This is a genomic window from Benzoatithermus flavus (assembly GCF_037908215.1).
Taxonomy (GTDB): Bacteria; Pseudomonadota; Alphaproteobacteria; order Geminicoccales; family Geminicoccaceae; genus Benzoatithermus; species Benzoatithermus flavus.
On record NZ_JBBLZC010000022.1, the window covers coordinates 58,448 to 70,260 of the forward strand.

Sequence of the window (11,813 nt, forward strand, 5' to 3'; positions counted from 1 at the left end):
TGCGCGTTTGCGGCAGGAACCGGGATCGCCTAAGCTCTCCATGATCGTACCACGGGCCAGGATCGGCAGGGTGGCACCCGGATGGAAACCTCCATCTTCGGCTTCATCGCCAGGTACAGCTGGCGGCAGCAGCTCCTGATCCTGGTGCTGAGCGTGCTGCTCTTGCCGCTCAACTATCTCTCCTACGAGCTGCCGAAGCAGATCGTGAACCGTGCGCTCGGCACCGACTCGGCACCGCACTATCTCGGCTACACCATGAGCCGGCTCGACCTCTTATGGGTCTTGTGCGGTCTGTTCCTCGCCGTGGTGCTGATCAGCGGCCTTTTGAAGTACATCGTCAACGTCTATGCCGGGGTGGTGGCCGAGCGCATGCTTCGCCGGCTGCGCTACCAGCTCTTCAGCCACATGCTGCGCTTCCCACTCACCCACTACCGCCGGGTGAGTCAGGGCGAGCTCGTGCAGATGATCAACGCCGAGACCGAGGCCTTCGGCGGCTTCGTCGGCGAGGCCGTGAGCACGCCCGGGCTTCAGGCCGGCACGCTGCTGACGAGCCTCGTCTTCATGTTCGTCCAGGACTGGACCTTGGGCCTCGCCGCGGTCGCCCTCTATCCCTTGCAGATCTGGCTCATCCCCAAGCTGCAGCGTCAGGTCAACCTGCTCGGCAAGGAGCGCGTGCGTCAGGTGCGGCGCAACGCCGAGAAGATCAGCGAGGTGGCGGCGGGCGCGCGCGACATCCGCGCCAACGGCGCCACGGCCTACGAGCGGGCGCGCTTCAGCGAGCAGCTCGGCGCCGTGTTCTGGATCCGTTTCGACATCTACAAGAAGAAGTTCCTGATAAAATTTCTGAACAATTTCATTGCCCAGCTCGGGCCGTTCTTTTTTTACGCCATCGGCGGCTATTTCGTGCTCAGGGGCGAGATGACGATCGGTGCGCTCACGGCCGTCGTCGCCGCGCAGAAGGACATCACCGCCCCTTGGCGCGAGCTTCTGACTTATTACCAGAATCTTTATGACGTGAAGATCAAGTACGAGCAGGTCGTGACCCAGTTCATGCCGCCCGGCCTCAAGGACGAGCGGCTGCAGACGGAGGAGCCCGAGGTGATCCCCTCGCTCACGGGCGAGCTGCGCGCGAGCGGCGTCACGCTCCACGACGAGACGGGCGAGATCCTGCTCGAGAACGTGTCCTTCGTCTGCCAGCTTCCGAGCCACATCGCGCTCTTGGGGCCGGCCGGCAGCGGCAAGGAGGAGGTGACGCTGCTCCTGGCCGGTCTGGTCGAGCCGACCGCCGGCCGGATCACGGTCGGCGGGATGGAGCTCCACACCCTGCCCGAAGCGGTTCTGGGCCGGCGGATCGGCTATGTCGGCAACCCGACCACGATCTTCTCGGGCACCATCGAGGACAACCTGCTCTACGGCCTGAAATACCGTCCGCAGCGGCCCCGCGCCGGTGCCGAGGACGCACTCGAGCGCTGGGAGCGTGAGCGGCGCGAAGCCGAGGCGTCCGGCAACTCGCTGCACGATCCGCTCGCCGACTGGGTCGATTACGCCGCCGCCGGTATCGCCGGGCCGGAGGAGCGGATCGGGAACCTCGTCCGCATCCTGGAACTGGTACGGCTCGACGGCGACGTCTACGGCCTCGGCCTGCGCAGCGCCATTCCGCCGGGCGCCCACGAGGAGTTGAAGCGGGGGCTGCTCGAGGCACGCCGGGCGATGCAGCAGCGCCTCGCCGGCAGCGAGCAGCTCTCGCGGCTGGTCGAGCTGTTCGACCCGGAGCGCTACAACAGCAACGCGAGCCTCGCCGAGAACCTGCTGTTCGGCTCGCCCGTGGGCCAGGTGTTCGATCCCGACGACATCGCCGACCAGCGCTACGTGCGCGAGACCCTGGAGCGGACCGGCCTTTTGGACGATCTGCTCCAGGTCGGTGTGCGGCTCGCCCAGACCATGATCGAGCTGTTCGCCGACCTGCCGCCGGACCACGAATATTTCCGCCAGTTCAGCTTCATCGCTCCCGAGGACCTGCCGACCTACAGAGCGCTTCTGACCCGGGTGGACGGGAGCCGGCTCGATCGTCTGTCACGGGAGGACCAGCGCCTCCTTCTCGCCCCGACCTTCCGCCTGATCCCCGCCCGACACCGCCTCGGCCTGTTCACGCCGGAGCTCATGGCGAAGGTGCTGGAAGCACGACGCTACTTCCGCGAGCATCTGCCGCCGCAGCACGCCGCTTCCATCGCGTTCTTCGATCCCGAGCGCTACAACGAGGCGATCACGATCCAGGAGAACGTGATCTTCGGCAAGATCGCCTACGGCCAGGCGCAGGCACCGCAGAAGATCGCCCGGCTCATCACCGAGATCGTCGATCAGCTGGGCCTGCGCGGCGGAATCATGACGGTGGGCCTGGGCTCGCCCTGCGGCATCGGCGGCGGCCGCCTCTCCCTGCCGCAACGCCAGAAGCTGGGCCTCGCCCGAGCGCTCCTGAAGCGGCCGGACATCCTGATCCTCCACGATCCCCTGGGTCCGCTCGACCTCAACGAGCAGGCAGAGATCCGCGGCCGCGTTCTCGCCGAGTGCGCCGGGCGCACGGTGATCTGGGCCCTGCAGCACCCGGAGTGGGCCGAGGCCTTCGAGCAGGTGATCGAGCTCGAAGGCGGGCGGGTGGTCCGCTTCGGTCCCTCTGGCGGGAAGCCCGCCCCGGCCGCTAAGCTCGTGGCGGCCTCATAGCCCGGGAGACGACGCCGCGCATGACCCTTCAGCAAGACGTGGACGTGCTGCGTAAGGTTCCGATCTTCGCCAAGATCGAGCCGGCGAAGCTGAAGCTGCTCGCCTTCACGAGCGAGCATCTCGAGTTCATGCCCGGCGACGCGCTCTGCCGTCAGGGCGAGCCGGGCGATGCGGCCTACATCGTCCTCGAGGGCGAGGCCGACGTCCTCGTGCAGACGGAGCGTGGGCCCATGAAGGTGGCCCATCTCGGCCGGCACGACATCGTGGGCGAGATCGCTATCCTGTGCGACGTGCCGCGCACCGCGACCGTCGTCGCCACCACCCGGCTCGTGGCCTTGCGCGTCTCCAAGGACGGTTTCTTCAATCTCGTGACCCAGTTTCCGCAGGTGGCGATCGAGGTGATGCACGAGCTCGCCTCCCGCCTGCTCCAGACCACGACCCGGCTCACCGAGGTGTCGGCACGCCTGCGCGAGCTGGAAGCGGCCGAGCACTAGGACAGGACGATGACCCGCCTCCACACCGGCCGCTGGCCCACGCGGCTGAGCGCCGCCCTCGACTGGCTCGTGCGCGAGACGGCCGGCCAGCCCTTCGTCGACAATCTGTACGCGGAGTTCTGCGAGCGGCTTCGGGCCGAGGGCCTGCCGCTCGACCGCGCCACCATGCATCTTCGCACGCTCCACCCGCAGTTCATGGGCGCGCGTCTGCTCTGGCGGCCCGGTATGAAGGAGGCCGAGCTGGCCACGATCGGGCACGCCATGTTCGACGATCCGCGCTTCCTGAACAGCCCGATCCGGGCCCTCTACGAGGGGGCCGACGGCATCCGCCAGCGGCTCGACCTGCCTCCGCCCGAGAACGGCGAGGAGTACGGCATCTATGCCGAGCTCCGGGCGGAGGGCATGACCGACTACGTGGCGCTGCCGATGCAGTTCACCGACGGCAAGCGGCACGCCGCCACCTGGGCGACGCGGCAGCCCGGCGGCTTCAGCACGGCCGATCTCGTCGAGATCAACGACGTCCTCCCCGTGCTCGCCATGGCGGTCGAGATCCGGCTCAACCGGCGCATCACGAAGAACCTGCTCAACACCTATGTCGGCCGGCACGCCGGCGAGCGCATCCTCTCGGGCGAGATCCGCCGCGGCAGCGGTGCCACGGTGCGGGCCGCGATCTGGAACTGCGATCTTCGGGGCTTCACCTGGATCGCCGAGCGCTGGCCGCGCGACGACGTGATCGGCTGGCTCAACGAGTATTTCGACGTGATGGCGGCTCCTGTGGAGCGGCACGGCGGCGAGATCCTGAAGTTCGTGGGCGACGGCATGCTCGCGATCTTCCGCCTCGAAGAGCCCGAAGCCTGCTTCAACGCGCTCCAGGCCGCGATCGAGGCCAGACGCGGCATGGCGGAGCTCAACGTGCGGCGGCGCCAGCGCGGCGAGTTCGAGCTCGGCTTCGGCTTGGCGCTCCATGTCGGCGACGTGATGTACGGCAATATCGGCACGGCCACCCGACTCGACTTCACCGTGATCGGGCCCGCCGTCAACGTCGCCGCGCGCCTGCAGACGCTGAGCAAGGAGCTGCGCCGCCAGGTACTGCTCTCGGCGCCCTTCGCCTATCTCTGCGGCTGCAGCGCGGAGTTCCTGGTCCCTCTCGGACAATACCCTCTGCGCGGGGTGGAGGCGCCCATGGACGTGTTCGGGCTGGCCGAGGAGCGATGATCCTCGGCCGTCTCGCCCGAGCGCTCGGCTACGATCTGATCCCGCGCCGCAAGCGCCGCGACCTCGACGCGCAGCGCGTCTTCACCTTGCAGCACCAGGGAATCGAGGCCGTGATCGATGTCGGCGCCAATATCGGCCAGTATGCCACCCGCCTGCGCGCCGCCGGCTGGCGCGGACCCATCCTCTCGATCGAGCCCGTACCCGAGGTGAACCGGGAGCTGGCGCGGCGGGCCGCCTTCGATCCGCTCTGGGAGGTCCTGCCGCCGCTGGCTTTGGGCCATACCGAAGGCGAGGCCGTGCTCGAGGTTTCGGCCGAGAGCGACATGAGCTCCACCTTGCGCCAGTCCGACACCTTGCGGGCGATCTCGCCGAGCTCAGCGGTGCTGCGGCGTGTCGTCGTGCCGCAGTACCGTCTGGATCGGCTCGCCGCGATCGAGGCCCGCCCGTGGCGGCGGCTGTTCGTCAAGATCGACGTGCAGGGGGCCGAGCCTGCGGTGCTCGCCGGCATGGCGGGCTTGTGGGAGCGGGTGCAGGGGCTCGAGCTTGAGCTGGCGCTCTTCCCGCTCTACGAGGGCGAACGGCCCTGGCTCGAGCTCGTGACGGACCTCGCGCAGCGCGGCTTCAAGCCCTATCTCTTGTTCCCGGGCTATTTCGCGCGGGCGCTGGGCCGGCAGGTCCAGCTCGATGCCGTGTTCTACCGCGACTGAGACGGCGCTGCCGTCGCCGGCCGGCGGCTTGCGCCGGCCGCTCCACCCACCTTGGGACCTCTCGACGATGTCAGCGCCTGGAACCTTGAGCTCGGTTCTCCCCCCGATCCACCGCGCCGGCTGGCCGTTCATCGCGGCCTTCCTCGTGGCGGCGATCCTGCTGGGCCTCCTGTGGGCGCCCCTGTTCTGGCTCGGCCTTCTCGCCACCCTTTGGTGTGCCTATTTCTTCCGCGATCCCGTGCGCGTGACGCCCGACGATCCGGCGCTGGTCGTGAGCCCGGCCGACGGTGTCGTCGTCACCACGGCCGAGCGCGTGCCGCCGCCCGAGCTCGAGCTGGGCGACCGGCCGCTGCCGTGCATCGGTATCTTCATGAACGTGTTCGACGTCCACGTGAACCGCACGCCGGTGATCGGCACGGTCGTGCGCCGCGCCTACCATCCCGGCAAGTTCCTCAACGCCTCGTTCGACAAGGCCTCCGACGAGAACGAGCGCCAGTCCTGGAAGATCCGGACGGCGAGCGGCCGCGAGATCGGCCTCGTCCAGATCGCGGGGCTCGTGGCCCGGCGCATCGTCCCCTTCGTCGGCGAGGGCGCCGTCCTGGCGGCGGGCCAGCGCGTGGGCCTGATCCGCTTCGGCAGCCGCTGCGACGTCTATCTGCCCGAAGGGGTCGAGCCTCTCGTGCTCGTGGGCCAGCGGGCCCTTGCCGGCGAGACCGTGCTCGCCGATCTCTTCGGCAACCAACCGAAGCGCCAAGGACGTGCCAGCTGATGATGCTGCGGACCCGTCACCGCCAGGTTCGGATCACGGCGCTGCCGCTGCTCCACCTCCTGCCCAACATGATCACCATCCTGGGCTTGTGCGCCGGGATGAGCTCGATCCGCTACGCGCTCGACGGCCGCTTCGAGCTCGCCGCCTCCCTGATCGGTGCCGCCGTCGTGCTGGACGGGCTCGACGGCCGCTCGGCGCGGATGCTGAACCTCACGAGCAAGCTGGGTGCCCAGCTCGACAGCCTCGCCGATTTCCTGAGCTTCGGCGTGGCGCCGGCCGTGCTGGTCTATCTCTGGACGCTGCACGACGTGCGCGGGATCGGCTGGGCGATCGCGATGCTGTTCGCGACCTGCTGCGCCCTGCGTCTCGCCCGCTTCAACACCGAGCTCGACCTGCCCGACCGGCCGCGCTGGACCTATTACTTCTTCACCGGCATTCCGGCACCGGCCGGCGCCGGCCTCGCCCTCATGCCGCTCATGCTCTCCTTCGTCGTGGGCGACGGCTGGCCGCGTGCCTGGACGCTGAGCGCCGTTCTCCTCGTCTTCGTCGGCATGATGATGGTGAGCCGGGTGCCGACCTTCTCGATCAAGCGCATACGGATCGAGCCGCACATGGTGCTGCCCACACTGCTCATCGCCTTCGTCGTCATCGCCGGCCTCGTGGTCGAGACCTGGCTCACCTTGTGCGTGATCGGCGTGCTCTATCTCGCGAGCATCCCCTTCGCCGTCATGTCGGCGCGGCGGATGCGCCAGCGCGAGCAGGCGCCCGCGGCGGCGGAGGCCGGCGAGAGCGCGCCGCAGCCTGCGGCCGATCGCTCGCAGAGCACCACCGATCGCGTCGTGACCATCGGGCCGCGGCAGCAGCGGCCGCACTGATTCCGGCCGGAACGGACGGAGGCGGCCGCCCTTGCTCGACGCCGCCCTCCGTCCGCTGATCGACCCGCCGCTCGATCGGATCGGCCGTGCGCTGGCTGCGCGCGGCGTTTCGGCCGATGCCATCACCGTCACGGGCTTCGGCCTCGGCCTCCTCGCCATGCTCGCGATCGCCGGCGGCGCCTATGGAACGGGGCTCGTCCTTCTTCTCCTGAACCGTCTCGCCGACGGGCTCGACGGTGCGGTGGCGCGCCACAGCCGGCTCACCGATCTCGGCGGCTTTCTCGACATCGTCCTCGACTTCATCACCTATGCCGGCCTGGTCTTCGCCTTTGCGGTAGCCGAGCCCGCGGAGAACGGCCTTGCCGCCGCCTTCCTCCTGTTCGCCTTCATGGGCACGGGCTCGTCCTTTCTCGCGTTCGCGATCATGGCGGCGAAGCGGCGGCTCGCGACCGAGCGGCGCGGCCGGAAGTCGCTCTACTATCTGGGCGGCCTCACCGAGGGCAGCGAGACGATCCTGTTCTTCGTGCTCGCCTGCCTGCTGCCGGGCTGGTTCCCGCTCCTGGCCTGCCTGTTCGGGGGCTTGTGCTGGCTGACCACGCTCGGACGCATCCTGGCCGGCCGGCAACTGCTGCGCGATGCCGGCGATGCGGCCGCTTGAACCGCGACGGGGTGTTCGCCATAAGGCGAACGGAGCTGCCCCAGTATCCCGGACGCCGGAGGACGGCATGGCCTACCGCACGATCCTGCTCGAGCTGGTCGACGACGTGCAGAACGAGGCGCGCATTCTGTGCGGGCGTCGCCTCGCCGAACGCTTCGACGCCGAGCTCGTCGGCATCCACGTCTCGCTGCCGCCGTTCGTGCCGGTCGGCTACGGCGAGGGTGCGGCTTATGTCGGCCCCGAGATCTTCGAGGCGCAGCGTGAGGCCAACCGCCTGATCCGCGAGCGGGTCGAGGCCACGTTCCGGCGCCTGTGCGACCCGGCGCGCATGGCCGTGCGCGATCTCTACGAGGAGGGCGATCCCGGCACGGTGATCGCCGAGGCCGCCCGTGGCGCCGATCTCGTGCTGGCGGCGCAGGAGAGTGTGAGCGGCCTCGACGCGCTGGCCCCTCAGCCGATCGACCACGTCATCCTGAGCGCCGGCGGGCCGGTGCTGATGCTGCCGCGCCAGGGCCTCCCCGAGACCATCGGCCGGCGCGTGGTCGTCGCCTGGAACGGCTCGCGCGAGGCGGCGCGCGCCCTCAAGGATGCGCTGCCGTTCCTGGTGACGGCCGATGCGGTGATGCTCGTGGCGGGCGGCGAGGATGCCGCCCGGAGCCTCGATGCGGCCACGGCTCTTCTCAAGCGCCACGCGGCACCGGTGCAGGCGCGGCAGCTTCCGGCCGGGAGCAGCGCCGGCGCCATGCTGCTCGAAGCCGCGGCGGTCGAGAGCGCCGATCTGCTGGTGATGGGGGCTTACGGCCACTCGCGCCTGCGCGAGATCGTGCTGGGGGGCGCTACCCGCGAGGTGCTACGCCGCGCGGGCCTGCCGGTGCTGTTCAGCTGCTGAGGCGCCGGCCCGCACCAGGCCGAACAGCGTCAGCACGAGGAGGCCCGCCGAGAGCACGCCGTTCCAGCCCGCGAGCGAGAGCCCGAGCACGGTGAGCGGCACCTGATCGCAGCGGGCGGGGGCGGCCGCGAGCTGGGCCCTGAGCTCCTCGATGCTCGTCGCCTGCCCGCTGGCGATGCAGGATTCGGGGAGCTGGAACCAGCCCTGCTCGACGCCGACATGGAAGAAGGCGAGCCCGGCATTGGCCGCGAACGCCAGGGCGATGATCGCGAGCGCCGTGCGCGGGTAGCCGAGCCAGAGCCCGGCGAGGCCGACGACGATCACGACGAAGTAAGGGATGCGCTCGTAGTAGCACAGATGGCAGGGCTCGTAGCCCGCATATTGCAGCAGGAAGGCGGCCGCGAGGGCGGCGGCCGAAGTCGCCGCCAGGGCGAGGAGCCAGCGGGCGGCCGGCTGCCGGGCTGTTCCGGGCATGGGTGGCATCGCGGATCCCCTAGACGTAGCGCAGCACGACGAAGCCGAGGACGATCAGCGCGGCGAAACCGGTCGTCACGAGCGTCAGCCGCTCCTCGACGAAGCTCTTGATGGGCGCGCCGAAGGCCCGGAGCAGGGCAGCGACCAGGAAGAAGCGCGCCCCTCTGGTCACGATCGAGGCCAGGATGAAGACCGGCAGGTCGAAGCCGGCGAGCCCGCTCGCGATGGTCACGAGCTTGTAGGGAATGGGGGTGAGCCCCTTGATCAGAATGATCCAGACTCCCCACTCGTTCCAGGTCGCCTGGAAGGCCGCGAACTTCTCGCCGAGGCCGTAGAAGCGGATGATCCACTCGCCCAAGGTCTCGAACAGGAAGAAGCCGATCGCGTAGCCGGCGAGCCCGCCCAAGACCGAGGCCACCGTGGCGACGAGCGCGATCCGCCAGGCGCGATCCGGTCGGGCCAGCACCATGGGCACGATCATGGCATCGGGCGGGATCGGGAAGATCGAGCTCTCGAGAAAGGCGACGACCGCGAGCGCGCGGTCGGCGTAAGGCCCCGAGGCCTGGAGCATCATCCAATCATAAAGCCGTCTTAGCACGGCATTGCACTCCGAGTTAACATCGGCCGGCTGACGATCGTCCGGGCAGCGATCCGATCATGCCCGAGCGCGGTTAAGCAGGCTTAAACCACATTCGGTCAAGCTGCGGTAACGGGAGCGGCAACGTGACGGATAGCGGGTTGGCAGGTCTCCTCGGCGGCGCATCGGCGCTGGTGATCGTGATGCTCCTCCTGGCGCTCGTGCTCGTCTTCATGGGCGTGCGCTCGGTGCCGCAGGGCAGCGAATGGACGGTCGAGCGCTTCGGCCGCTATACCCGCACGCTCGCACCGGGGCTCAACCTGATCCTCCCGTTCGTCGACCGGATCGGGGCGCGGATGAACATGATGGAGCAGGTGCTGGATGTGCCGCAGCAGGAGGTGATCACCCGCGACAACGCGATGGTGAAGGTCGATGGGATCGTGTTCTACCAGGTCCTCGACGCCGCCAAGGCGGCCTACGAGGTGAGCGGGCTCGACAACGCGATCATGAACCTCACCACGACCAACATCCGCACCGTCATGGGCTCGATGGACCTCGACGAGCTGCTCTCCAGGCGCGACGAGATCAACGGCCGCCTGCTCCAGGTCGTGGACGAGGCGACCCAGCCCTGGGGTGTCAAGGTGACCCGGATCGAGATCAAGGACATCACCCCGCCGCAGGACCTGGTCGATGCCATGGCGCGGCAGATGAAGGCCGAGCGCGACAAGCGCGCCGTCGTGCTCCAGGCCGAAGGCGAGAAGGCGGCCGCCATCCTTCGGGCCGACGGCCTGAAGCAGGCGGCGATCCTGGAAGCCGAAGGCCGCAAGGAGGCGGCCTTCCGCGCCGCCGAGGCGCGCGAGCGCCAGGCCCAGGCCGAGGCCAACGCGGCGGCGATGCTCTCGAAGGCCCTGGCCGAAGGCAACGTGCAGGCGGCGAACTACTTCGTGGCGCAACGCTACCTCGAAGCGCTCACGGCCTTCGCCGCGAGCCCGAACCAGAAGACCCTGATCCTGCCGGTCGAGGCGACCGGGATCTTGAGCTCGCTCGCGGGTATCGGCGAGCTCGCACGCGAGGCGCTCGGCCGGCGGCCCGACGGCGACGGCCGGCCGGGCGCGGGTCCCTGGGGCGGCAAGCCGTGACCCCGGCTCCCTGGCACTGGCTGGTCCTGGGGGGTGTCCTCCTGCTGCTCGAGGCCTTCACCATGGGCTTCGCCTGCCTCTGGCTCGCGGTCGGCGCCGGGCTCACCGGCCTTCTGCTCTGGCTCGTGCCGGCCCTGCCGTGGCAGGCGCAGGTCCTGGCCTTCGCCCTGTGCGCCGTCGGCGCTCTGGGCGGCTGGCGCTGGTGGCGCCGCCGCTCGCCGGTGCTCCCGGCCGATCCCGCGCTCAACCGCCGCGGGGCGAGCCATGTCGGCGGCGAGACCGTGCTCGTGGCCGGCATCGGCCCCGGCCACGGCCGGGTCCGGGTCGCCGACGGCACCTGGCTCGCCGACGGTCCGCCGCTCCCGGCCGGAACGCGGGTCAGGATCGTCGGTGCCGACGGGCCCGTGCTGCACGTGGTGCCGGCCGGGGAGGTGCACCCGGACGGGCCGGCCGCCGCGACCACCGACCGGCCGTCGGCCCGAGCCTAGAACGAGGGGAGGAGCGAGCCCATGCTCGATGCCGCACTGCAACAGTCGGGCAAATCCGACCGGCTCGATCCTGGCGCATGGAACTTGTGCGACGGCCAACCATTCTGTGGCTCAAGTCACAGCGCCGTAAGGCGGCACGATGCATCCTGCGATGAGGAAAGAGCAGCCGCCATAGGCGGCTTCGGACGAGGTAGACCCATGTACCGGCTCGAGAGTTCCCATGCGATGGTGACGGCCCGGCTCGAGCGCGGGCGCGGCCCCGTCGAGGGCCAATCGCTGCCACGGCCTCGCCAGCCGGCCGACATCGCCGGCAAGCATCTCCAGGTCTGCCGCGAGTACGAGGCCACGCGCCTGATCCTGGCGGCCCTCGGCCGCCGGCGCGGCCCGCTCGACTGATCGTTCCGACCCGAACCGCACACGCTTCCGAGGCCCATCGGACCCGAGACGAAGACGAGCCACCCCGAGAGAGCCGGAGCGGTCGCCCGCCCGGATCGGGAGCGGCGAGCCGGCATCGCCGAACGTGGCGTCGCCGGCGCGAGGCGGGAGCCGGCGGCAGGTGAAGAAGACCGGGGTGGAAGCCCCTCGCACGCTGCGGCACCGGTTCAGGGCCCTTGCGCGGCCTTGCACGCCTTTTCGAGCTCGCGGCTGCCGAGCCAGTTCAGGGTTTTGGCATCGATCGCGATCCCCGCCAGCGCCTGCCGCAGCTGCCACAGGTCGATCCCGCCGCGATACGCGGGCCATTTCGGCCACTTCAGCGCACAGATCGCCTCCGCCAGGTCCAGCTCCTCCGCCAGACGCGGCGCCCGGCGG

14 protein-coding genes are annotated in these 11,813 nt (G+C 69.6%); 11 read left to right on the forward strand and 3 right to left on the reverse strand.

Translation table 11 applies throughout. From position 1 onward, the window contains the following. The first annotated feature begins 81 nt into the window (after window positions 1–81). From U1T56_RS18700 to U1T56_RS18735, 8 genes are all read left to right on the forward strand, one after another. Window positions 82–2,718: an ABC transporter transmembrane domain-containing protein gene (locus U1T56_RS18700; protein ID WP_418161013.1), complete on the forward strand. Its 2,637-nt coding sequence runs from the start codon at window positions 82–84 to the stop codon at window positions 2,716–2,718. Between the two features lie 20 nt (window positions 2,719–2,738). After that, a complete protein-coding gene (locus U1T56_RS18705; RefSeq protein WP_418161014.1) occupies window positions 2,739–3,212 on the forward strand; it encodes a cyclic nucleotide-binding domain-containing protein in 474 nt (157 codons plus the stop codon). Between the two features lie 9 nt (window positions 3,213–3,221). Beyond that, window positions 3,222–4,427, forward strand: a complete 1,206-nt coding sequence (locus U1T56_RS18710) for an adenylate/guanylate cyclase domain-containing protein (RefSeq protein ID WP_418161015.1) — start codon at window positions 3,222–3,224, stop codon at window positions 4,425–4,427. Further along, a complete protein-coding gene (locus U1T56_RS18715) occupies window positions 4,424–5,134 on the forward strand; it encodes an FkbM family methyltransferase (protein WP_418161016.1) in 711 nt (236 codons plus the stop codon). The genes U1T56_RS18710 and U1T56_RS18715 overlap by 4 nt, the downstream gene beginning before the upstream one ends. Window positions 5,135–5,201: 67 nt before the next feature. Continuing rightward, window positions 5,202–5,903: a phosphatidylserine decarboxylase gene (locus U1T56_RS18720; protein WP_418161017.1), complete on the forward strand. Its 702-nt coding sequence runs from the start codon at window positions 5,202–5,204 to the stop codon at window positions 5,901–5,903. After that, window positions 5,903–6,778, forward strand: a complete 876-nt coding sequence (pssA, locus tag U1T56_RS18725) for a CDP-diacylglycerol--serine O-phosphatidyltransferase (protein WP_418161018.1) — start codon at window positions 5,903–5,905, stop codon at window positions 6,776–6,778. The genes U1T56_RS18720 and pssA overlap by 1 nt, the downstream gene beginning before the upstream one ends. 31 nt (window positions 6,779–6,809) lie before the next feature. After that, on the forward strand, window positions 6,810–7,436 hold the full coding sequence (locus U1T56_RS18730) for a CDP-alcohol phosphatidyltransferase family protein (RefSeq protein WP_418161019.1): 627 nt from the start codon (window positions 6,810–6,812) through the stop codon (window positions 7,434–7,436). A 67-nt stretch (window positions 7,437–7,503) separates the two neighbouring features. Then, a complete protein-coding gene (locus tag U1T56_RS18735) occupies window positions 7,504–8,325 on the forward strand; it encodes a universal stress protein (RefSeq protein ID WP_418161020.1) in 822 nt (273 codons plus the stop codon). Here the strand turns inward: U1T56_RS18735 and U1T56_RS18740 are convergent. Together U1T56_RS18740 and U1T56_RS18745 are read right to left on the reverse strand one after the other, a co-directional pair. Continuing rightward, the gene (locus tag U1T56_RS18740) at window positions 8,287–8,799 is read right to left on the reverse strand and encodes a disulfide bond formation protein B (RefSeq protein ID WP_418161021.1); all 513 of its coding nucleotides are present in this window, start codon (window positions 8,797–8,799) and stop codon (window positions 8,287–8,289) included. The genes U1T56_RS18735 and U1T56_RS18740 overlap by 39 nt on opposite strands. Window positions 8,800–8,818: 19 nt before the next feature. Beyond that, window positions 8,819–9,397, reverse strand: coding sequence for a YqaA family protein (locus U1T56_RS18745; RefSeq protein WP_418161022.1), 579 nt, complete (start codon window positions 9,395–9,397; stop codon window positions 8,819–8,821). A gap of 182 nt (window positions 9,398–9,579) precedes the next feature. On the opposite strand from U1T56_RS18745, the gene U1T56_RS18750 reads away from it, so the two are divergent. From U1T56_RS18750 to U1T56_RS18760, 3 genes are all read left to right on the forward strand, one after another. After that, the gene (locus U1T56_RS18750; protein ID WP_418161027.1) at window positions 9,580–10,515 is read left to right on the forward strand and encodes an SPFH domain-containing protein; all 936 of its coding nucleotides are present in this window, start codon (window positions 9,580–9,582) and stop codon (window positions 10,513–10,515) included. Continuing rightward, on the forward strand, window positions 10,512–11,003 hold the full coding sequence (locus tag U1T56_RS18755) for an NfeD family protein (RefSeq protein ID WP_418161023.1): 492 nt from the start codon (window positions 10,512–10,514) through the stop codon (window positions 11,001–11,003). Before U1T56_RS18750 ends, U1T56_RS18755 begins: the two co-directional genes overlap by 4 nt. A gap of 198 nt (window positions 11,004–11,201) precedes the next feature. Next, window positions 11,202–11,399 (forward strand): hypothetical protein, encoded by a 198-nt coding sequence (locus U1T56_RS18760; protein WP_418161024.1) that lies wholly within the window; start codon window positions 11,202–11,204, stop codon window positions 11,397–11,399. Window positions 11,400–11,605: 206 nt separating this feature from the next. On the opposite strand, the gene U1T56_RS18765 is transcribed toward U1T56_RS18760, so the two are convergent. Continuing rightward, window positions 11,606–11,813, reverse strand: a 208-nt coding sequence (locus tag U1T56_RS18765) for a hypothetical protein (RefSeq protein ID WP_418161025.1), incomplete at its 5' end; no start/stop codon positions are given.